Source organism: Pantoea allii (assembly GCF_046529425.1).
In the GTDB taxonomy this organism is placed as follows: Bacteria; Pseudomonadota; Gammaproteobacteria; order Enterobacterales; family Enterobacteriaceae; genus Pantoea; species Pantoea allii.
This window is the reverse complement of sequence record NZ_CP125958.1, coordinates 1,727,680-1,748,982: the sequence shown is the minus strand read 5'-3', so window position 1 is coordinate 1,748,982 and position 21,303 is coordinate 1,727,680. Positions and strand designations below refer to the sequence as shown.

Annotated in this window: 15 protein-coding genes; 4 read left to right on the top strand and 11 right to left on the bottom strand. The window is 52.2% G+C overall.

Features of this window, described 5'->3' with window-relative positions; all coding sequences use genetic code 11:
- Positions 1-87: 87 nt before the first annotated feature.
- The 8 genes from QNH99_RS08340 to wbaP form a co-directional block, all read right to left on the bottom strand.
- Positions 88-1,122 (bottom strand): glycosyltransferase, encoded by a 1,035-nt coding sequence (locus QNH99_RS08340; protein WP_410517548.1) that lies wholly within the window; start codon positions 1,120-1,122, stop codon positions 88-90.
- Between the two features lie 45 nt (positions 1,123-1,167).
- Positions 1,168-1,920 (bottom strand): glycosyltransferase family 2 protein, encoded by a 753-nt coding sequence (locus QNH99_RS08335; protein ID WP_096010815.1) that lies wholly within the window; start codon positions 1,918-1,920, stop codon positions 1,168-1,170.
- Positions 1,921-2,001: 81 nt separating this feature from the next.
- Positions 2,002-2,919 (bottom strand): glycosyltransferase family 2 protein, encoded by a 918-nt coding sequence (locus tag QNH99_RS08330; protein WP_145394138.1) that lies wholly within the window; start codon positions 2,917-2,919, stop codon positions 2,002-2,004.
- Between the two features lie 129 nt (positions 2,920-3,048).
- Positions 3,049-4,185: an EpsG family protein gene (locus tag QNH99_RS08325; RefSeq protein ID WP_063880172.1), complete on the bottom strand. Its 1,137-nt coding sequence runs from the start codon at positions 4,183-4,185 to the stop codon at positions 3,049-3,051.
- 255 nt (positions 4,186-4,440) lie between these two features.
- On the bottom strand, positions 4,441-6,618 hold the full coding sequence (wzc, locus tag QNH99_RS08320; RefSeq protein ID WP_410517547.1) for a tyrosine-protein kinase Wzc: 2,178 nt from the start codon (positions 6,616-6,618) through the stop codon (positions 4,441-4,443).
- Between the two features lie 12 nt (positions 6,619-6,630).
- Positions 6,631-7,065 (bottom strand): protein tyrosine phosphatase, encoded by a 435-nt coding sequence (locus QNH99_RS08315; protein ID WP_063880174.1) that lies wholly within the window; start codon positions 7,063-7,065, stop codon positions 6,631-6,633.
- 9 nt (positions 7,066-7,074) lie between these two features.
- Positions 7,075-8,214 (bottom strand): polysaccharide export protein, encoded by a 1,140-nt coding sequence (locus QNH99_RS08310; RefSeq protein ID WP_096010816.1) that lies wholly within the window; start codon positions 8,212-8,214, stop codon positions 7,075-7,077.
- Positions 8,215-8,492: 278 nt separating this feature from the next.
- Positions 8,493-9,926: an undecaprenyl-phosphate galactose phosphotransferase WbaP gene (gene wbaP / locus QNH99_RS08305; RefSeq protein WP_063880176.1), complete on the bottom strand. Its 1,434-nt coding sequence runs from the start codon at positions 9,924-9,926 to the stop codon at positions 8,493-8,495.
- 777 nt (positions 9,927-10,703) lie between these two features.
- Between wbaP and QNH99_RS08300 the strand changes: the two genes are divergently transcribed.
- The gene (locus tag QNH99_RS08300; protein ID WP_096010817.1) at positions 10,704-12,269 is read left to right on the top strand and encodes a TerC family protein; all 1,566 of its coding nucleotides are present in this window, start codon (positions 10,704-10,706) and stop codon (positions 12,267-12,269) included.
- A 10-nt stretch (positions 12,270-12,279) separates the two neighbouring features.
- Here QNH99_RS08300 and asmA read toward each other — a convergent pair whose 3' ends face one another.
- From asmA to udk, 3 genes are all read right to left on the bottom strand, one after another.
- Positions 12,280-14,094 (bottom strand): outer membrane assembly protein AsmA, encoded by a 1,815-nt coding sequence (gene asmA, locus QNH99_RS08295; RefSeq protein ID WP_410517546.1) that lies wholly within the window; start codon positions 14,092-14,094, stop codon positions 12,280-12,282.
- A 14-nt stretch (positions 14,095-14,108) separates the two neighbouring features.
- On the bottom strand, positions 14,109-14,690 hold the full coding sequence (dcd, locus tag QNH99_RS08290) for a dCTP deaminase (RefSeq protein ID WP_063880179.1): 582 nt from the start codon (positions 14,688-14,690) through the stop codon (positions 14,109-14,111).
- 84 nt (positions 14,691-14,774) lie between these two features.
- Positions 14,775-15,416: a uridine kinase gene (udk, locus tag QNH99_RS08285; protein WP_410517545.1), complete on the bottom strand. Its 642-nt coding sequence runs from the start codon at positions 15,414-15,416 to the stop codon at positions 14,775-14,777.
- A 279-nt stretch (positions 15,417-15,695) separates the two neighbouring features.
- Here udk and QNH99_RS08280 point away from each other — a divergent pair, with 279 nt between their 5' ends.
- The 3 genes from QNH99_RS08280 (at position 15,696) to yegD (ending at position 21,239) form a co-directional block, all read left to right on the top strand.
- On the top strand, positions 15,696-16,310 hold the full coding sequence (locus QNH99_RS08280; protein WP_063880181.1) for a phosphatase PAP2 family protein: 615 nt from the start codon (positions 15,696-15,698) through the stop codon (positions 16,308-16,310).
- A gap of 164 nt (positions 16,311-16,474) precedes the next feature.
- Complete coding sequence (locus tag QNH99_RS08275; protein WP_410517544.1) at positions 16,475-19,810, top strand: diguanylate cyclase; 3,336 nt, start codon at positions 16,475-16,477, stop codon at positions 19,808-19,810.
- Between the two features lie 76 nt (positions 19,811-19,886).
- Positions 19,887-21,239, top strand: coding sequence for a molecular chaperone (yegD, locus tag QNH99_RS08270; RefSeq protein ID WP_218995657.1), 1,353 nt, complete (start codon positions 19,887-19,889; stop codon positions 21,237-21,239).
- Positions 21,240-21,303: the final 64 nt, after the last annotated feature.

Here is a 21,303-nt window from a genome sequence, read left to right as displayed (position 1 = left end):
GCAATAAATCCCGTCGTCATGAAGGCTATAAACTCAGCCATAAAAGGTGTCCCATGAGGCACATCAAAAGTGAGCTTCTCCAGCCCGTTACACCAGTGCCAGCCAGCTTTGTTTAATTTGCTTGCCGTCAAATTTCAGCGCGGTTTGTTGGGTTTTTTCGCTCATGGCGTAGAACAGCGCATCATCGCTGGCGAGCTGTTCCATCCGCGCCAGGAATTCGCTTTTCTTGTTCATTGGCACCAGGAAACCGTCTTCACCGTGGTTAATGATCTCCTGCGGGCCGGTTGGACAGTCATAGGCGACGACCGGCAGTGACCAGGATTTTGCTTCCAGCAGCACCAGCGGCAAACCTTCGTAGCGCGAGGTCATCAGCGCCATATCACTGTCGCGATAGTAATCATTGATGTTGGTGACTTTACCGACAAAATTCACGCTGGAAGTGATGCCCAGTACCGCCGCCTGATCGTGCAACTGCTGACGTAATTCGCCGTCGCCGGCAATGACCAGCGTCCAGTCAGGATGCGCTCTCGTAAAGTCGCGCCAGATATCCAGTAACAGGTCAAATCCCTTTTGATTGTCCAGACGGCCCACGGCCAGCGCCTGACGATGGCGCGTGGTGCGATGCCAGGATTTGTACACTACCGGGTTAGGAATGGCCTGACTGGGAATGTGCCAGCGCTGAAACACCTGGTGATCTTTATCCGTCAGCACGATGACGCGATCGTAGTAGCGCAGTAGCAGGAACTTGAGGAATTTAATGGGTTTACTGAAGGAGTTAATGGCGATGTGCTCGCAGGCATAAGCTTTGAAACGCTTCTTTTTCAGCGTCATCAGGTTCCAGAAGGCAAACATCACGCTCAGGCGACCCATGCTGATTAAAAATACGTTGTCGAAGCCTTCCTGCTGGATACGGGCAACGGCACGCTTGATGGGATTGCTTTCCCCTTCAAAGCTGACGATCTGTTTGACCTTCTCAAAAGGGTAAAAGGGTTCACCGTGCCCCTCTAGCGAGTAGATGGTGACGTCGTGCTCATCGCCGAGACATTCCGACATAAAATTACAGATATTTTCGGTGCCCGCATACGAGTAAGCGTCTTTGATCACCAGGACAATTTTTTTCATGAAACGTTATCCACCTCAAATTTATACACAATCCTGCCGATCGGCTTAGCGGTGTTTCAGGCTAAACAGCACACCATTCACCATATACCAGGCGTAATAGTAATAGATTTTTAACGGATTGTTTTTATAGATAATTCTTAATAGTTCGAGGTGCCATTTGGCGGCTTTATTTTTATTACGCGACAGGGAATCACCCAGTTCGTAATAATTCACCAGAATGCTCTGAATTATGCGGGCCTGTTTATAACGGTTAAACAGTTCGTAGAGGAAAAGGAAGTCTTCATGGCCTTTGCGTTCAAACAAAATGCCACCCGGCGGACGGCGAAAACAGACGGATGAGAAGCACACCCGATACTGTTTTTTCACGAAGTTATCCTGTTGCAGATAAGGCTTTGCATAGCGGATATCGTGGTCGGCTTTGCGCGTTTTGTAGTGATATTCCGTAATGACCAGATTATCGCCATCGGCAATAGCCTGCATCTGCTGACGCAGCTTGTCGCTGTGCCATTCGTCATCGCTGTCAAGAAAGGCGATGATCTCTTCTGTAGCTGCACGCAGTCCGACATTGCGGGTTTCTGCGGCGCCCATGTTGACCGCGTTATCGAGAATGGTAATACGCGGGTCCTGACACTGTTCTCTCACCCACTCGAGTGAATCATCGGTAGATTTATCGTTGATCAGATACAGGTGCCAGTCCTGATAGGTTTGATTGATAACGGACTGCACGGCGCGTAATACCGTCTGGCGAGCATTATACATAGGCATAACAATGCCAACGGTACCAGAGTGATTATTCATTTTCATACCTGAATAAATAAAATAGACGGAGCCACCAGGAGCCTGTCCGGCAGCGTTAAAACGTCACGACATTCAATGGAATCAGGAGAGCGCCTTTTCGCCGCCTAAACGCGCTTTTAACTTGTCTTTCACGCGGTTCAGGAAGTAAGTGCGGTTGTCTTTATTGGTCAGCAAGAAGTAGCGTGCAAAACTGACGCTCGCCATCAGCGAGTTGCCGTCCATTTTGTAGCGCAGGGGCAGCTTGAACGCTTTGTAGGTGTGAATATCACGTGCGGTAAGGTGCGGTTTCATCGTCTCCAGCCAAAACAGGGAGTACTTGACCGATTCACCTTTGTGTTTAGAGCCAAACTTCGTGACCAGATGATAGTTAGCCAGCGGGAAAGCGATCATTTCAAACCGGTAACCCATGCGATCGGCACGGATGCAGAAATCATAATCCTGATGGCGGATAAACCGCGCGTCGAACTGAATTTTAGCGGCATCTTCACGCTTCAGCACAATGGTGCTGGTTTGAATAAAGCCATAACAGCCAAACAGGTATTCCGCCACAGTTTCATTTTCGGCGGGCGGCTGCATGGGCATGACTTTCAGGAACTCACCGTCCTGATAGATGTTCACCTGACTGAAAATAATGGTGTTCTGTTTGCCTTGTGCCTCAAGCTCAGCAATTTTCTCGCTGACCTGCTGCAGCTTGTCCGCATGCCATTCATCGTCGGCATCCAGAAAACTGACGTAGTCACCCGTTGCCAGCTCGATGCCTTTATTACGAGCCCCGGCACCGTTGAGTTTCACCTCAGATAACACCAGATTGATGTCCAGATCCTGATAGCGCTCACTGCGCACCACGTCGGCCAGCGCGGCAGCATCCGCGGATTTGTCATCCACGATGATGACCTCGAAATGACGATACGTTTGTGCTTTAACGCAATCCAGCGTCGTGACAATCGATTCTGACGCGTTATAAGCCGGAATTACGATGGAGAAACGAATGTCCTTCATTGCCAGCACCTCATAAAAGTATTCAAAAATAAACAATTCAATCGACAAACGTCGAAGAAAAACCTGTGATATTTCAGGCGACCGCCGCGCTGAGTGAAGCCGTTCACGCGGCGCGGATCGCCGGGTCCGTTACCGAATCAGCCAAAACTCCTGGGCCACTTCATACCCAACAACCGCTTGCTTGGTTGAAATGGTGTTGTAGTAGAGGTAATAGAGCAGGAAGAAAAACAGCATGCCAAACAGCGCCGGCTTCCATACTCGCCTGGCTTGATAGATCAGTGAGGTCAGGATGATGGGTTCAACCTGTTGCAGATAGTTAGAAAGACGCGAACCTGACGGGAAGTTGTACAGGAAGATACGGATCGCCCCGCCGATAGCAAAGCTTAAAATCAGCAGGTAGTTCAGGCGATACTGCGCATAGTTTTCGCGTTTCAGCTCATTGCTCAGCATGAAATAGAAGAAGATAAACACCAGCATGATGTTCTTCAGGTTCGACACTGACAGGATGCTGCCATCCATTGCATAGGAGGGATCGTTGTTATAACCCGATGCCCTTTCCCCCAGCGATCCAAGATGACCGGCAATCAGGGCAATGAAGCTTGATCCCCCCACCACCGAGAGCGGCAGACTGAAACCGATGATAATCACCGGCCACCAGCGCCAGTCACGAATAAACAGGAATGGCACCAGCGTCACCACCATCACGGCGGTGTTGTGGCTCATAAATGACAGAATAAAAAAGGCAAAGGCCCACCAGTAACGCTTCAGGTATATCGTCCACAGTACGCCAAGGAACAGGGCGGAACTTAAGCCAAAACGTATCTGGTTAATGTCTTTATTGATAAAGATGTGTGCCGAATACAGCGCCAGCGCCAGCACCGGGTAAGGTGACATCTTTTTGAAAAAATAAGCGTTTATCGATACCGCGATGGCGCAGAAGACAAACAGGAACACGCTGGCATTGTGCGAAACTAAGCTGGTTACCCACGCCATCGCAAAAATCAGCGGTTCGTAGCGGAAAAACGCAACGGTCTCGAAAAATCCGTTGATCTGGATGCGCCGGATAAAGTCTTCGAAGAAACTGCGGTACTGGTAGTCATCCATGCCGGTGCCAAGCCCGCGAATACCACCAAACACGATCAGAATAATGGCCGCAAAGCACAGCAGCCAGGTCAGAATATAATTTGTGCGTTCGTCTTTTTTCACCAGGATTTCAAACAGCGAAATCAGCAGCAAAAACCCTGATATATACCAATATGGAGCCATGGTGTGATTCCTTAAATCCACAAGTTCTCATGCCAACAGCGGCCTGTGCTGATTACCTTCCAGGTTGATATCTCAGCGGGTCTGCGCCGACATCGCGACAGACAAAAGCGTGTTGATGATGAATTCTGATGATTGACGTTAGATCGTCGCTTATTGTGCGTTGTATCCAGAATCACCTGTGCAAATCGTTATGTGTCGTCATCCTGAGCCTGCGATCAAAAGGGGCGGTCAAACCCGCCCCTTTTCTTTCAGCTCTTAGCTTTTCGTCGGTTTACCGTACTCGTAGTCGTAGTAGTCATAGCCATAACCGTACGAGTTAGCCGCTTTTCGTACCACGGCGTTAAGGATAATCCCTTTAATTTCGATACCGTTCTGGGCAAAGCGTTTGAAGCTGACATCCACTTCTTTCGTGGTGTTGGTTTCAAAGCGCGCCACCATCAGCGAGGTACCGGCCAGCTTACCGATAATGGAGGCATCCGTTACGGCCAGAATCGGTGGCGTATCAATCAGGACTATGTCGTAATTTTTACTTGCCCACTCCAGCAGTTCACCCATGCGGCGGTGCATCAACAGCTCCGACGGATTCGGTGGAACCTGACCGCGCGGCAGGAAGTCAAAACCGTATGGTCCTTGCTGGATCATCGCCGGCGTAAACTCAGTTTTGCCTGACAGCACGTTAGAGAGACCGGATTTATTTTCCGCGCCCAACAGTTCGTGGGTGTAACCACGGCGCATATCACCATCGATAAACAACACCTTCTGCCCTGCTTTCGCAACCAGAGTGGCGAGGTTAACGCAGATAAAGGTTTTACCAATACCCGGACTTGCACCGGTAATCATCAGAATGTTGTTTTTCGCTTCCATCATCGCGAAGTGCAGGCTGGTACGCAGGCTACGAATCGCTTCGATGGACAGATCGGTTGGGTTACCCAGCGCTAACAACGTCTCATGCGGATCGGTTTTCACCTTGTGACCGCGACGTGCCAGTGCTTCGGTATCTTTCTTACGTTGCCACTCGGACAGCGGGACGCTGGCATAAACGTTCATGCCCAGCTCTTCCAGCTGCTCTGGGTTCTCGATACCGTGATGCAGCAGCGCCTTAAGCAGTACCACGCCCACGGACACCATCAGACCCAGAATCAGGCTGGCGGCAATAATCAGCAGCTTTTTCGGCGCAACCGGTGAATTGGCAGTCGCGGCCTGATCGATAATACGTACATCACCCACGGTACTGGCTTTACTGATGCTCAGCTCTTGCTGACGATTCAGCAGCTGCATGTAGATTTCCTGTCCTGACTGCACATCGCGGGTCAGACGCAGAATTTCCTGCTGGGTTTTAGGCATCTGCGCAATTTTCTTGTTCAGCTGCGTCTGCTCGTCTTCCAGCGTTTTACGCTTTTCCAACAGCGCCCGGTAGGTTGGGTGATCCTTGGTGAACAACTGTGAAACTTCGGCTTCACGGAAGGTCAGCTCGTTAAGCTGGCTCTGAACACTGACGGAAGAATCCAGTGCCGATTTTGCTTCGAGCGACAGGTCAACGGACTCATTCTCACGACGGTAAGTGTTGAGTTTGTCTTCGGCCTGATCCAGTTTGCCGCGAACTTCCGGCAGTTGCTGTTTCAGGAACTCCAGGCTTTTCTCGGCCTGTTCGGATTTACGCTGCACGTTCTGTAACAGGTAGTTATTGACGATCTGGTTCAGAACTTTGCTGATCTGCTCCTGATCTTCACCCACATACTGCAGTCCCAGTACGCCGGTATCTTTCCCTTTGTCCGCAACGGTCAGGTTAGACAGGATGCTGTTAATTGCCTGCAGATCGTTGAGTTTGGTGACGGTAAACGTGGTGCCAGGCTCCGCATTGATATCGCTGACCAGCATGCTCACGTCGCCGTGTTTTTCGAACTGCCCCACTTTACCTTTGAACAGCTCATCGCCATCAGCCGAAACGGTGTAGCTGTCTTTACCCGTAACCGCCAGTTCAACACTGCGTTTTTCAATAGTGCGCGGGATTTCAAGACGGGATACCGCGACCTGTCCGGGCTTGTTGCCCATCAGACGCGACAAGCCTTTACCGATGACCGGAAAGTAGTTCTGCGAAACCATCGCATCCAGGCCGAGGTCCTGAACGGTTTTCCCCAGCACCATACGTGATTCAAGGATCTGGATTTCGGTATCTGAGGCCGGCGTCGTGGGCATGATTGACTGCAGTTCATTCAGGACGGTGCTGCTATTCTTCTGCTCAACCTGAACCATGGCGTCGGCGCTGTAAATGGGCGTCGCAAACAGTGTGTAAAGCGTTGCCACCAGCATGAAAAAAGCGGTAACAGCGACGATGACCCAGCGGTGATCAATAAGCTGTCCCACAAGATGCGCCAAATCCCACCCATTCGATTCCTCGCGTGGCGCGGTCATGACTTTGTTTTTTATATTCATGGATAATCCCAACTATCGGCTTAGTACGCTGACCCATTTCTGAGTGGCGTGTTCCAGTAACCCGTAAACCTCTTCAAAGGCCTCACGGCTTTTTCTGTACGGATCCGCTATTTCCTTCTGATTGAGCCAGTGCCCAAGCAGCATCGTTTTGCCGCGTGCAGCCGGATCGATGCGGTTAACCTGTTCAATATGGCGTTTTTCCATCACCAGAATCAGGTCATACTCCCGGCACAGGCTGGCCGTTAACTGCTGGGCCTCATGACCGTCCAGGGATAACCCTTTTTCGGCCGCCACCTCAGTCGCGGTTTTATCCGCCGCATGACCGACCAGCGCGCCGAGTCCGGCAGATGCCACAGGAAGGTGCGGCAGCGCACGTTTGAACAGGCGCTCTCCTGTGGGAGAGCGGCAGATGTTGCCTACGCAGACGACTAACACGGACTTAATCATGGCTAAACCTTAGTTCGACCAGTTGCGGATGCGCTGTGCGGCCTGAGTCGCATCGTTAACACCGGCGATGGTTGGTATCAACTGCGATATCACACGGTTCCAACGCGTCAGCGGCGTCGAGGTTACGTAGACGATATCGTAAGGTTCAAGTTGGAATTCGGTACCCATGACCATGGAGGCCGCATCTTTGGTGTTTAACTGATAGATGTTGGCAATTTTGCTGCGATCAGTGCCGCGAGTTGGTCGGATAACAAACACACCGGTCGCGTCAGAGGTGGTTTGATCCATGCCCGCCGCGTTACCCAGTGCTTCCGCCAGCGTCATGCCGCTGCGATCCATTTTCAGGGTTGCCTGCTGTTTCACTTCACCCATCACAAAGACTTTCAGATCGTCATTGCGCGGCACATACAGAATGTCACCCGGATAAAGCAGATGGTTTTGGCTCAGATCGCCGTTCTGCATCAATGCCTGCAGCGAAACGCGCTGCTCACGACCGTTGTGAGTCAGAATGACATTACGCCAGTCTGCATCCGCCGCTAAGCCACCTGCGGCGTTAATCGCATCCAGGACAGTGAGCGGGACGTTGGTAATGGGCTGCTGGCCTGAAGTGGTCACGGCGCCGGTCACATAGGTTTTCTGTGACTTGAACGAGGCGATGCTGACATCGACCTGAGGGCTTTCGATGTACTGCGCCAGACGACGCGCGACTTCATCACGCACCTCACCAACGGTACGACCAGCTACACGGACTCTGCCAATGTAAGGATAGAAAATCGTGCCATCTGAATGTACCCAGTTACCGGTGTCGCTGGCGCTGCGGTACTGACCTGCGGGGGTGGTGAGCTCAGGGTGATCCCACACGGTGATGGTGAGCACGTCACCAATGCCGATGCGGTATTCGTAGTTCTGAATCTCGGTCTGGAGTGATGGATTAGCCTGTGCCACCAGGGGCTTGGGACGCATTCTCTCCACCAGCGTTGGTGTTAACGGGTAAACGTTAACGTATTTGTCGATGTCAAAATTGTTGTCCTGCTGCTCAATGACATCTTTTCCCGAAGTGGACAAATTTTGCCCCGGCACGACGGTACAGCCGGCCATAAACGTGGCAGATACCAGAACAGGTATCATTTTCATTTTCATTGTAATCATTTAGATCTTCGCTATCAGTTAATGTTTGATAGAGGCGAATACGCCGCTGTGTAAGCGCTCGAAAAATGTAAACTATCCTGAATCAGGCCCTGAACATGTCGTTCATTATTCTTAGCTCCTGTCTTTTACCAATAACGCGCTTTACCCGGGACGGATTAAAGCAAAGCAGAACATTTCTGTTTATCAATACCGTACCGCTTTTTTTTAGAAAAACCTGCCAGCCGGGCACCTGAAAAGGGCTGCTATCAGAGCATGGCTGACAGAGTTTTTTTCTGCGGCTAGTAAGCACCATCACGTTTAAGTACGACACCAACGGTTTTGAACAAAATCGCAATGTCGTTCCACAGAGACCAGTTTTTTACATACCATGAGTCGAAATAGACTCGCGTTTCATAATCTACATCGTTGCGCCCACTGACCTGCCACAAGCCTGTCATGCCCGGTTTGGCCATCAGGTAGTAATCGACATCGCCAGCATAGCGAGCCAGTTCATCTTCAATCACCGGACGCGGTCCGACCAGGCTCATATCGCCACGCACGACGTTCCACAACTGCGGCAGTTCATCAAGGCTGGTTTTACGAATAAAGTGCCCGACTTTAGTAATACGTGGATCGTTCTTGAGTTTGAAATCTTTGTCCCATTCAGCACGGGCAATCGGGTCCGTGCGTAAGACTTCCTCCAGCACTTCCTTCGAGTTAATCACCATCGAACGGAACTTGAGGCATTTGAACTTACGACCGTTTAAACCTACGCGCTCGTGACCATAAATCGGCGGCCCACCATCGCGTCCGACCAGGAAGCCCAGTACCAGCAGAGCCGGTAGCAGCATCAGGATGATCGACAGTGCACCGAAAATATCGAAGGTGCGTTTCAGGAAACGTGAGGTACGTTTTGCCAGGTTATTCTGAACACGCAGAATCATGACTTCATGGCTGAAGATATAGGCCATGTCGGTGCCGTAAAGCGGCACACCGCGCAGCGTCGGGATCACTGACACAGAACGGCAGTTATGCATGGCCAGGGATTTCAGCCACATGTCGCGGTGCTGACTTTGCTCGAACTCAACCGCAACAATAAACTGCGTTTCACTGTTCGTCAGATTCCACAGCGCTTGCTCATCGCGCAGCACCGGGATACCTGAAATCAACTCCTGCGGGCAGGAGCCGTCCACGTCATAGAAGGCAATCACGTCGAAGCCCATGACTTCTTCGCTCTGCAAAGCCTGCCAGGCTTCCTGGGCGTTTTTATTGCTACCGATGATAATGGTCTGCTTTTTCCACAAGCCGTATTTATTCAGCAGGCGTTTAGACAGCGAACGGCAGACCGGAATGATCACCAGCGTAATAAGCCAGGTCAGCAACCAGACAAAACGTGACATCTGCCATTGAGACAAGGCCGTGATCGACAGTTCAATGACGGAGAAAATGAGAATGGTACGAAAAATTTCTTTTAATTCGAACCAAAAAGGTTTGCGATAGGTGTAATGACGCAGCCTGACCCAGAACCAGAACACGCAAATTACAGACAGGCAGATGTGTGTAGCAACTTTTAAATTTAATTCCCGATCAGACATATCCGACAACAGTGAAGGAGATGTCATATTAATTAGCATCATCGCGATAAATAATGCCGCGTTGAAACATATTAAATCAGAACAAGCCAATAATAATTTGGTGATAAGACTTTTAAACGTAAATTCGTTATCGCGCATATTTAACTCTTTATTTTATTTCCTTAACCCACCACACCAGACTCTTAAGCGACCAGCATTGTCCCTTAAGCCCGAGCGTTTCTGAGGGGAGCTCCTGCGGCATTTACGCCATTGTCATTGACTATGAAACCAATAATACCGTACTCAATACCAACAGATTACTCTGACTTTATCAGCAACATGCTGATTAAATATCAAACCGAAGCGGCGACTCAGACACGCTACCGCCCTTGGCTGTCGCTGCCAATACCGCCCTGATTGCCACTGTTTTTCGCTGCACCGCGTGCGATTGCGCACAAAACATCCTTGTGCAGAATGCGTTGACATTCCGCTACATACCATGACGGATTATCGCGCAAATTACAGATTCAGGCGCAGGCGTTGACTAACTCGTTGCTATACTAGTTATTACTGGCATGTTTACAAGTAGACCCCGCCATCCCTGGACTATTTTAGGAAAAAGACTACCAGTAATAAGTATTGAATCCGCCCATTTTCGGCTTTGAGGTGGAAAAAAATCAGATTTATTCCATGTTGGCACCAGGAATAATCGCATAAGAAATTCCTCTGAATGAGAAATGCGGTGACATTAATCTGCAACCTTTTTCCGCTACTGTCGTCCCCGCATTAATCAATCTGCTGAAGAATTATCCTGTAATTAATGTATGCGGTATTCAATTAAATCGTAAAGAACCTGTAAGGTCGCTATTTGTCCCCTGGCCCTCTCTCCACTATCATCAGATAAAGCTTATTTTTAGACATTCAGGTGAATAAAGCATGTTGGAGGTAATGGCCGACCCCGCGTTATGGGCAGGTTTAGTCACGCTAATCGTTCTTGAACTGGTACTGGGCATCGATAACCTGGTATTTATCGCCATTCTGGTCGAAAAGCTTCCCGCCGCGTCGCGCGATCGGGCCCGGGTTATTGGCCTGCTGATGGCGTTGGTCTGCCGACTGCTGCTGCTGGCATCTCTTTCCTGGCTGGTAACACTGACCCAGCCATTGATGACGCTGGCTAATCACGCCTTTAGCGCCCGTGACCTGTTACTGCTGTTCGGTGGACTGTTTTTATTGTTTAAAGCGACAACAGAACTGAACGAAAGACTAGAAGGTAGCGATGACGACAACGCTCAACAAAAAGGCGGCGCTAAATTCTGGCCAGTAGTGGCACAAATTGTGGTGCTGGACGCGATATTTTCGCTGGATGCGGTGATCACGGCTGTCGGTATGGTAAACGATTTGCCCGTGATGATGGTCGCGGTTACCGTCGCCATTTTATTGATGTTGCTGGCCAGTAAGCCCCTTACCCGCTTCGTCAACAGTCACCCGTCCATCGTTATCCTGTGCCTGAGTTTTTTGCTGATGATTGGCTTTAGTCTGGTGGCGGAAGGGTTTGGCTTTGCCATTCCTAAAGGCTATCTCTATGCCGCCATTGGTTTCTCGGTGCTTATTGAAGCCCTGAACCAGCTTGCGCAGTTTAACCGTCGCAAGGTGCTGTCTGCCGGTCGTCCGTTACGGCAGCGTACCGCTGAAGCGGTTTTACGCCTGTTACGCGGCGAAGCCGAACGGGCAGAACTGGATGCAAAAACGTCGTCGATGCTTGCCGATGGCGATTCAGTCGCGCTGTTCAATCGTCAGGAGCGCGTGATGATCGCCAGAGTCATGGGGCTTGGACAGCGTCACGTAAACAGCATTATGACGACGCGCCACGATGTTCAGCATATTGACTTAAGTGACGATCCGGCCGTCATTATGGCGAATCTCGACAGTAATCAGCATACGCGCATCGTTATCACGGATAACGGCAACGAACCGCTCGGCATTGTGCATGTTAACGATTTGCTGCATCAGTCACTGCACCACCATTCACTCGATTTACGCAGTCTGATCCGCCAGCCGCTGGTGTTTCATGAACGCATCACCCTGTTACAGGCGCTGGAGCTGTTTCGTCAGGGGCACACGCACTTTGCTTTTGTCGTTGATGAGTTTGGTTCTGTGGAAGGCGTTGTCACCTTGAGCGATTTGATGGAAACCATCGCCGGGAGTCTGCCCAATGAGGCAGGTGAGACCGATGCGCGCTATGACATTCAGCCTAACGGTGCGGGCGGCTGGATTGCCAATGGCCAAATGCCGCTAGAAGACCTGGCAATGTATGTCACCTTGCCGCTGGACGACAAACGTAATTATCACACGCTTGCCGGGCTGGTGATGGACCGACTGCAGACGATCCCGCAGGAAGGCGAAGAGATCGCACTCGGCGATTACCGGTTACGCACCCTGCAGGTTGAACACCACCGGATTCAGAAGGTAGAAATCCTGCCAAACCCCGACGCGCCGCACTGAAGGCGCACCTTTATGGGCGCGGCGAATCCTGGTGGCTGTCTTTGGTCTGCTGACGATCGAGCCACTGATTCAGACGTGTTTTAGCCTCGTTTTGCAACTTATCACGGAGCACATCGTCAACCGGCAGCGTATATTGTGGATTATCCCAGCTGCCGTAGATACGAAACGGGATCGCCTGGCTGGAGAGCGCTGCAACCAGTTTTTCATCACCCTGCCAGCCGCTCAGCGTCAGGCTCAGCGTCACGTCTAACTGTTGCTGCACCATATTGACACTGCCGTCGCCCCGTAATGCCAGTTGCTTACTGGTACCGTTAAGATGGCTAAAGGTGAGTTGCCCTTTTTTCAGCGCAAGCTGGCCGCTAATGTCGTCGATGCCCTGCCCTGATGCCTGATCGTCACTGCTGATACGGTCGCTGACGCGTGCGACGGCGCGACGCACCATCTGCTGCAAGTCAATTTGTGCCAGCTTGAGGTGGCTCACACGGATATCCGCTTTGCCCTGCCAGCTGCGTTTCGCATCCTCAAGGGTAAGATTATCACCCGCCAAATCGCCATTAAGATCCACCGTTCCCTGTAACGACTGCGGCAAGGCAAGCGCCTTTAACAAGGGCTGGATATCAACCTGGTTCAGCACCGGCTTAAAGGTGACATGAGTAACGGGCTGACGAATATCAATGCTGCCGGGAACAGAGAAACTGCCCTGTCCTACTGAGCCAGACAGCGTGCGCAGTGTCATCAAGCCCTGTTGGTTAACCGCATCCACAGCGAGTTTGGTGAGGCTAAGACCTCGCCACACCGCCTTATCCGCCTGCAGTTTGACATCCAGATCGATATCGTTGAGCGGCGAGTCCGCATTCGTGGGTTCGCGCTGATCGGCAATCACCGGCGCAGGGGCGATCTGGCTGCTTTGCCCACTCACCTGCTGGGTCAGGGATGAGATAAACAGCAGGTTGTCCATATCGAGTGAAGTGGCATGAAGGTCCAGCGCCAGTTGTTGCGGTGGCGTGAGGTTGCCTTGCGCATTGCCGCTGAGAACGCTGTCGTTGGCGTTAAGCTTCAGGTCGGTGACGGCAAAGGTATTCCTGTCGGCATTCCAGCGTCCCTGAAAGCTCAGCGTACCTTTAATGCCCTGCGGCGGCAGGCTGGCACCAGACAGATCGTAATCCAGCTGATCGAGCTGACCGCTTAACTGATGAGGATACTGTGATTTGTCCAGCCGGCCTTTCAGATTGACTAGCGCCGTGCGCTGGTTGCGCGTCAGGCTGGTATTCAGCGTGATCGTTGCCACGCTGGACTGATCCTGCTCCATATCCAGATTCAGATTGCGGAAGGTGAACGCATCACCGCCCGGCTGTTGCCAGATAAACAGGCTGTCCGACAGCTGAAGCTTGTCAATATCGAATGACCACTGGGCAGAAGAGGTCGGCTCGGTATTGTGCGGGCCGCGCGGCGCATCCTGCGGGGCCTGTGCGGCACTGTCAGGCGTCACGCGCACCACGGCATTTTTCAGCATCACCTGGCTGACGCTCAACTGATGCGACAATAAAGGCAGGAGGTTTACATCCAGGCGCATATTGTCTGCAGAAACAACGGGCTGCGACGCACCGGGCGCCGTCAGACTCATACGACCGGCAAGAATGCTGAGTTTTGGCCAGACATGCCAGCGCAAATCGCCGTTGATGGTAAGTTGATAACCGCTGCGCTGTTCGACCTGTTGTACCATGTAGCTACGAAAGTCGTTGGGATTGACCAGCAAAACCAGCGCGGTCAAGCCTGCTACGACCACCACCAGTAAGATGGCCAGCGTGGTTATCACTCTTCTCATCACATCCTCATGAATTAGTCTTTATCGATACGACTGGCATCAGCACCCTGCTGGCCTCGATATTTCGCGTTCTCACGGCGATTATAAGGGCGCGCGGCTGGCCCGGAAAGCGGCTCAAAGCTTAGTGCACCAATCAGCATCCCGGGGCGCAGCGCCAGGGGCAGTTTGCCCGAATTATAGAACTCCAGCACGATACGGCCCTGCCAGCCTGGATCGATACGGTGCGCGGTCACATGGACCATCAAACCCAGGCGCGCCAGCGAGGAGCGTCCGTCCAGCCAGCCTACGAGGTCGTCAGGAATGGTGACGGATTCCAGCGTTACCGCCAGAGCCAGCTCTCCTGGATGCAGGAAGAACGCCTCGCCTTCGGGGAGAACGATCTCATCGCTCATCACGCGATCGAGCGCGGCACTCACTTCGTCCTTCGGGCCACTCAGGTCGATAAAGGCAGCGGTATGTCCACTGAAAGTACGGAACTGATTGCCTAAACGGACGTCAACCGTTGCACCATTGATACGTTCTACGGGTGGCCGCGGCGTAATCGCCAGTTTTCCGCTATCAAGCCAGGCTTCAATATCGCGGTCGCATAATCTCATTGCGGTAACTCCATGAAGTAAGTGTAGCGAACAGGGCGCATCTGTGCTGTTAACCTGTTCGCGCCACGTCCTTTGAGACGTAAACTACTCGAAGAACTGGTTAATCTTGGCCTTGAGGATATCAATGGCGATACGGTTTTTACCCCCGCGCGGCACAATAATATCTGCATATTGTTTGGAGGGTTCAATGAATTGCAGAAACATAGGGCGAACCGTTTTCTGATACTGGCTCATCACGGAGTCCATTGAACGACCACGTTCATTCACATCACGCTTCATACGACGCATCAGACAAATGTCGAGCGGCGTATCCACAAAGATGGAGAAATTCAGTTCCTGACGCAGGCGCGCATCGGTCAACAGTAAAATGCCTTCAAGGATGATGACTTTTTTACGCTTAATTTGCAGCGTTTCTTTCGTACGGGTGTGCTCGACATAGCTGTACACGGGTAACTCAATGTCCTGTCCTGCTTTTACCGCACGCAAATGCTGTAATAACAAATCATGATCCATCGCGCTGGGATGGTCATAATTGGTTTTAACCCTCTCTTCCATGGTGAGGTGACTTTGATCTTTGTAATACGCATCTTCAGGAATAACGCCGATATGTTCATCGCCCACCTGGTCGCGGATTTCACGATAGAGAGTACTGGCGATTAAACTTTTACCGGATGCGGATGCACCTGCAATGCCAACGATCACGCACTGATGAGACTTGTCAGTCATACTTTTAAAAACCTGATACTGGAGCCAGAAACTGTGCGCAAACTGCGCACCCAGTTAATGGGGCTGAACGGAGAGGGTGAGTTGGCGCTAAGTATAGGGATTTCGGCCTTTTGATGCCAGAGAAATGGCATTCTCCCTTTTCAGACTTTCCCCTTTTAACCTAACGGATTTCACCGATAAACTAGCAGCACAAAACAGAATGACGACGCACAGCACCTGTCGGGCCTGATGTGGCTGATGAATAAGGGCGTTTTGCCCGAAGAAGAATAAAGGAAGACTATGCTCTGGAAGACCCTCACCTATTTTGGTGACAGTATGTTGTTGATTCCCACGGCGGTGATTATTGCACTGATTTTGCCGTGGAAAAGCGATAACCGCCGCACCGTATGGTACTGGATCATGGCGTTTGGTTTAGCCGGGTTGGTTGTCAGCGTGTCCAAAATACTGTTTCTTGGTTTTGGTATCGGTAGCGCCCGCTTTAACTTCACCGGGTTTAGCGGTCACAGCGCCATGTCCGCTACCTTGTGGCCAGTTATGCTTTGGTTAATATCAGGGCGCTGGTCAAGCCGGTGGCGCGTCTTTGCTATTGGTGTGGGCTATGTCATTCCATTGATGGTAGGTCTGTCACGACTGGTCATTCATGCCCATTCCATTAGTGAGGTACTGACCGGGCTGTTGCTGGGCTTTACGCTCAGTACCGCGTTTTTACTGTCGCAACGGCAAACGGCGCTGAAGGGCTTTAGCTGGCCACAAATTGCCGCGGCGCTCCTGGTCCCGGTACTGCTGCTGGGGCACGGCCGGATAGCAACGACACAACAGTTTCTGGAGCAGTTTTCTGCCCGTCTGGCTGGCATGGAAAAACCTTATACAAGGGCCGATCTTTTCCGCGACTGATAAACTGAATGGCGCGTGCTGGCGCGCGCCATTCAATCCAACGAATACCGCAATTTAATGATTTCCCCCCTGTTTTTTCTACCAAATGTGCTAGCATTCTTCCAATAACAATGGCTCGCGCACCGCATTCCATTGCACTATCTTGCTTCCTGCTGGATCGATAAATGATCGTTGAGACACTGGCCTCGTCAGATAAATCACCTAACACGTGGCTACACGCCTGCTGGCTTAGCCTGGCTTCCTTCGTCCTTACGTTGTTCTGTCTTGAACTAATTGTGGTCAGCGGTAAAATTTCGCCGCTCTGGTTCTCAACGGCACTGATGACCATCGTGGTTTTTCGTTGCACTTCACGCCAGCTGCCCTTTTTGCTTCTTGCCTGCTTAATTGGTACGGCGGTGGCAAACGCATTGATCATCGGCCCTGCCCTTTCAAATTTAAAATTTGCGCTGCTTAATCTGTTGCAGGCCCTGATGGGCGGATTTTTATTACGCGCATTACTTAACCGGGATGCGCCGCTGGTTTCGCTAAATGACTGGATACGCTTTGTCATTGCCACCGGCATCATTTCTCCGGTTATTGGCGGCACCCTTGCCCTGTGGGTACTGCACGTGGGTGAACAGGCGTCGTTTGCCTTCTTTTATACCTGGGTGATTTCAGAAATTATCGGCATGCTCGCCCTTGGCCCGGTTTTGCTGCTGCTCTCCTGGCCACTGCCGCACGATTATCTGAAACGCGCGTCGCTGTTTGAAACGCTTATCACCCTCGTTCTGACGCTCACCGCCAGCTATTTATCGCTGCGGTTCTTACCCTGGCCGTTTACCTTTATTTTGGTCGTGCTGTTCTGGTGTGCCGTGCGGCTGCCCAAGGTCGAAGCCTTTGTGCTGTTTTTTCTTAACGCCAGCTTTATGGCGTTACTGCTGTCATTAGACTGGATTAAGGTCACGCCTACCGTCAGCGCCTATGCGGTCATCACCAGTTGGCTTCCGTTTTTGATGGTTTTAATCCCCTGTCATATCATGTCGTTAGTGATGGATGCTTTCCGCCATGAAAAGCATCACATTAGCGAGAGCGAAACCCGTTTTCGTCATGCCATGGAGTATTCAGCCATTGGCATGGCGCTGGTTTCTGTAGAAGGCCGATGGCTTCAGGTGAATAAATCCTTGTGCGATACGCTGGGTTATCCCGAGCATGAACTCACCAAACTAACCTTCCTGCAAATTACCCATCCCGACGACATCTATGACGATCAGAAGCGACTGGAGAAGCTGCTCGAAGGCAAAATTTATTCCTACACGCTGGAAAAGCGCTATTTTCGTAAAGACGGCGAAATAGTCTGGGTACGGCTGACCATCTCCCTGGTGCGCGATAACGCGCAGCAACCGCTCTATTTTATTGCGCAGATTATCGATATCTCCGAACTGAAACAGAGCGAACTGGTGAATCAGCGTCTGATGGAGCGGATTACGCTGGCGAATGAAGCAGGCGGCATCGGCGTATGGGAATGGGACATGATCAGCGGCGAAGTGCTTTGGGATAAACGCATGTTCGAGCTGTTTGGCATGAAATCCTATGAATCGCCCAGCTACGAGCTCTGGGTGAAGATGGTCCATCCCGCCGATCGTGAGTATTGCGTGATGACGATACAAGGCGCTATTGAACAAAGCAGTGCGTTCCAGATGGAGTATCGGGTGGTGCGTGAGGATGAGCACTACTGGATTCGTACTCAGGCTAATCGCCTGCTCAGTAAAGATGGCCGTATTGAGCGCATCCTGGGGATCTCCCAAGACATCACGCCGTTACGTAATTTGAATGATGCACTGTTTCAGGAAAAAGAGCGCATGATGATCACGCTGGACTCTATCGGTGAGGCTGTTATCAGTACCGATCAGGAGATGCGCGTGACCTTTATGAACCCTGTGGCGGAAAAAATGACGGGCTGGTCTCAGGATGCCGCGGCAGGCAAACCGGTCAGCGAACTATTGCATATCACCCATGGTCGTCATGGCCCTGAAGTCGAAAACCTGCTGCTGAACCACATCCCCTCCGAAAAAACCGCGCCCTACCTGTCTGAAGAGTGGGTATTACACACGCTGAACGGCGAACATATTGATATCCATTACAGTATTACGCCGCTCAAATCTGAATCTGGCACCGAGCGCGGTGCGGTGCTGGTTATCCAGGACGTCAGCGAGTCACGTAAAGTGATGAAACGCCTGAGTTACAGCGCCCTGCACGATACGCTGACCCGATTACCTAACCGGGCCAGCTTTGAGCTGCAACTTAAGCGACTGCTTTCCGACGCTGTCGAGCATCAGAATCAGCACGTGCTGGTGTTTATTGACCTTGATAAATTTAAGGCGGTCAACGACAGCGCGGGACATGCCGCCGGGGACGCCCTGCTAAGCGAACTCTCGGACTTAATGCGCCACCGCCTGCGCGGCAGCGACTTCCTGGCCCGGCTCGGCGGCGACGAGTTTGCCATCCTGATGCCCGAATGCCGGGTCGATCAGGCCTGCGAAGAGGTCGAAAACATCGTTCGCGCCGTCAGTGACTACTGTTTTGAATGGCTGGGGCGCGCTTATCAGGTCGGTGCCAGCGCGGGCATTACGCAAATCTCCGCTCAAAACGCGCAGAGCAGTGATGTCCTTTCGCAGGCGGATATTGCCTGTTATAACGCCAAGCGAAGCGGCCGGGGCCGCTATATGGTGTATGAGCAGCACCCTCTCGCGTTGATGGGAAACCCTCACGCCCTGGATCTGACGATGCTGGATGCCTTGCAGGTTGAAATGCAGGTATGGGCGGTCGCGCCGCCCGGTAAGCCTCATTCTGCCAGCGTCTGGCTGGTGGAGATTCAGCTGTTCACCGAGGAAGGGTTGCTTATTGATGAGCATCTGCTGCGTAACAACCTGACCGATGAGGCGCTGAAACGCCGACTGGAAGACAATATCGTTGCGGCCTTTTTCGGTCAGCGTATTTCAACAATGAGCCAAAAAGGCATCGCCTTGATATTGCCCCTTGATGTGAACGCGCTTTACGATCCGGCCTTTGTCGAAAACCTGTGTTTTCGCTTCGCGGAATCGGGTCTGGCCGATAGCCATAGCGGGATTGCGCTTAACGCCGCCAGCGTCCTTGCCAGCGGTGAGCGCCTGATCGGCGCGTTGACGAAACTACGCCAGGCGGGCTGTCGCATCGTATTGCAGCATTTTGGCCGTAATCTGGATGCCTTTAATCAGCTCACCGGCAAGGTCGTTGACTGCCTGATTCTGGCCCCGGAGCTGGTAGCTAACCTGCACAATAATCTGATGGATGAGATGCTGATCTCCATTATTCAGAGCCAGACCAGCCAGCGTGATATTACCCTGCTTGCAGGCCCGGTTTCGGTTCCAGCCGTTCTCACCACGCTCACCCGTCTCGACGTTGACGGCGTCTGGGGAAGCGCGGTCGCAGAACGCCAGCCACTGAGTAAACTGGCGGAAGAGTCCCTTTTCGCGATTCGCTAATTCTGCCGCTCACCGCTTGCCACGACCTTTCAGCTGCGCTAAAGTCGCCCCCTTTTTTCCTGCCTGGGGGCGAAAAATGTTCATTGGATTCGATTACGGTACGGCTAACTGTTCCATTGCGGTCAGCGAAAATGGCTCGCCACGGCTGTTAACGCTGGAGAAGGGTCAACGCCTGCTGCCGTCCATGATTTGCTCCCCTACACGTGAAGCCGTGACGGAATGGCTCTATCGCCATCATCAGGTTGCCACACCTGAACAGGAAAGTACGGCGCTGCTGCAGCGGGCGCTACGCTACAACCGCGAAGAAGATATCGATGTTTTACCCGACAGCATTCAGTTTGGCCTGACCGCGCTCCAGCATTACATGGTCGATCCTGAAGATGTCTGGTTTGTTAAATCCCCTAAATCTTTTCTGGGTGCCACGGGCCTGAAACCGCAGCAGATTGCCTTTTTTGAAGATCTGGTCTGCGCCATGATGCTGCACATTCGCCAACAGGGTGAAACGCAGACCCAGCAGCCGATCGACCAGGCGGTGATAGGCCGTCCGGTTAACTTTCAAGGATTAGGCAGCGAAGACGCGAATCAGCAGGCACAGGGCATTTTGTTACGTGCGGCGAAACGCGCGGGCTTCCGGGATGTGGAATTTCAATTTGAGCCAGTGGCGGCGGGCCTGGATTTTGAGGCAACGCTGGATAAGGAAACCCGCGTGCTGGTGGTCGATATTGGCGGGGGAACCACCGACTGCTCGATGCTGCTGATGGGCCCGCAGTGGCGCAACCTGTCAGATCGGCGTGAAAGTCTGCTGGGCCACAGCGGTTGCCGCGTGGGCGGGAACGATTTGGATATTATGCTGGCGTTCAAGGCGCTGATGCCCTTACTGGGCGCGGGCGGTAACACCCAGAAAGGCACTGCCCTGCCTGCCCTGCCCTGGTGGAACGCCGTCGCCATCAACGATGTGCCTGCGCAAAGCGATTTTTACAGCACCGCCTGCGGCAAGATGCTGCGCGATTTAGTCCGCGAGGCAGAAAATCCTGTCGCCGTCGCCCATTTACTCAAGGTATGGCAGCAGAAGCTGAGTTATCGCCTGGTCCGGACCGCCGAAGAAAGCAAGATCGCCCTGTCCGATCGCCCCGACTTTACGGCATCCCTGGATTTTATCACCGCCGGTTTACAGGCCGATATCAGCGTGACCACCCTGCAGGATGCAATCAGCCAGCCGCTGGAGAAGATTCTGGAGCAGGTACAGCTGGCGCTGGCAACCAGCAATATCAAACCCGAAGTGATCTATCTCACCGGCGGCAGCGCCCGCTCGCCTCTTTTACGCGTCGCACTGCAGCAGGCCCTGCCGGGTACGCCCATTGCTGGTGGAGACGATTTTGCCTCGGTCACCGCAGGTCTGGCGCGCTGGGCAGAGGTGATGTTTGCCTGACCCTGCCGGGTGAGACAGTAAAAGGACAGCGTCAACGGCCGGCGATGTCGCCAGAGTCGGTATC

What these genes read in the sequence shown, in the direction of transcription:
- QNH99_RS08340 (WP_410517548.1), bottom strand. Translation starts at nt 1,122, where the DNA reads ATGAAAAAAATTGTCCTGGTGATCAAAGACGCTTACTCGTATGCGGGC.
- QNH99_RS08335 (WP_096010815.1), bottom strand. Translation starts at nt 1,920, where the DNA reads ATGAATAATCACTCTGGTACCGTTGGCATTGTTATGCCTATGTATAAT.
- QNH99_RS08330 (WP_145394138.1), bottom strand. Translation starts at nt 2,919, where the DNA reads ATGAAGGACATTCGTTTCTCCATCGTAATTCCGGCTTATAACGCGTCA.
- QNH99_RS08325 (WP_063880172.1), bottom strand. Translation starts at nt 4,185, where the DNA reads ATGGCTCCATATTGGTATATATCAGGGTTTTTGCTGCTGATTTCGCTG.
- wzc (WP_410517547.1), bottom strand. Translation starts at nt 6,618, where the DNA reads ATGAATATAAAAAACAAAGTCATGACCGCGCCACGCGAGGAATCGAAT.
- QNH99_RS08315 (WP_063880174.1), bottom strand. Translation starts at nt 7,065, where the DNA reads ATGATTAAGTCCGTGTTAGTCGTCTGCGTAGGCAACATCTGCCGCTCT.
- QNH99_RS08310 (WP_096010816.1), bottom strand. Translation starts at nt 8,214, where the DNA reads ATGATTACAATGAAAATGAAAATGATACCTGTTCTGGTATCTGCCACG.
- wbaP (WP_063880176.1), bottom strand. Translation starts at nt 9,926, where the DNA reads ATGCGCGATAACGAATTTACGTTTAAAAGTCTTATCACCAAATTATTA.
- QNH99_RS08300 (WP_096010817.1), top strand. Translation starts at nt 10,704, where the DNA reads ATGTTGGAGGTAATGGCCGACCCCGCGTTATGGGCAGGTTTAGTCACG.
- asmA (WP_410517546.1), bottom strand. Translation starts at nt 14,094, where the DNA reads ATGAGAAGAGTGATAACCACGCTGGCCATCTTACTGGTGGTGGTCGTA.
- dcd (WP_063880179.1), bottom strand. Translation starts at nt 14,690, where the DNA reads ATGAGATTATGCGACCGCGATATTGAAGCCTGGCTTGATAGCGGAAAA.
- udk (WP_410517545.1), bottom strand. Translation starts at nt 15,416, where the DNA reads ATGACTGACAAGTCTCATCAGTGCGTGATCGTTGGCATTGCAGGTGCA.
- QNH99_RS08280 (WP_063880181.1), top strand. Translation starts at nt 15,696, where the DNA reads ATGCTCTGGAAGACCCTCACCTATTTTGGTGACAGTATGTTGTTGATT.
- QNH99_RS08275 (WP_410517544.1), top strand. Translation starts at nt 16,475, where the DNA reads ATGATCGTTGAGACACTGGCCTCGTCAGATAAATCACCTAACACGTGG.
- yegD (WP_218995657.1), top strand. Translation starts at nt 19,887, where the DNA reads ATGTTCATTGGATTCGATTACGGTACGGCTAACTGTTCCATTGCGGTC.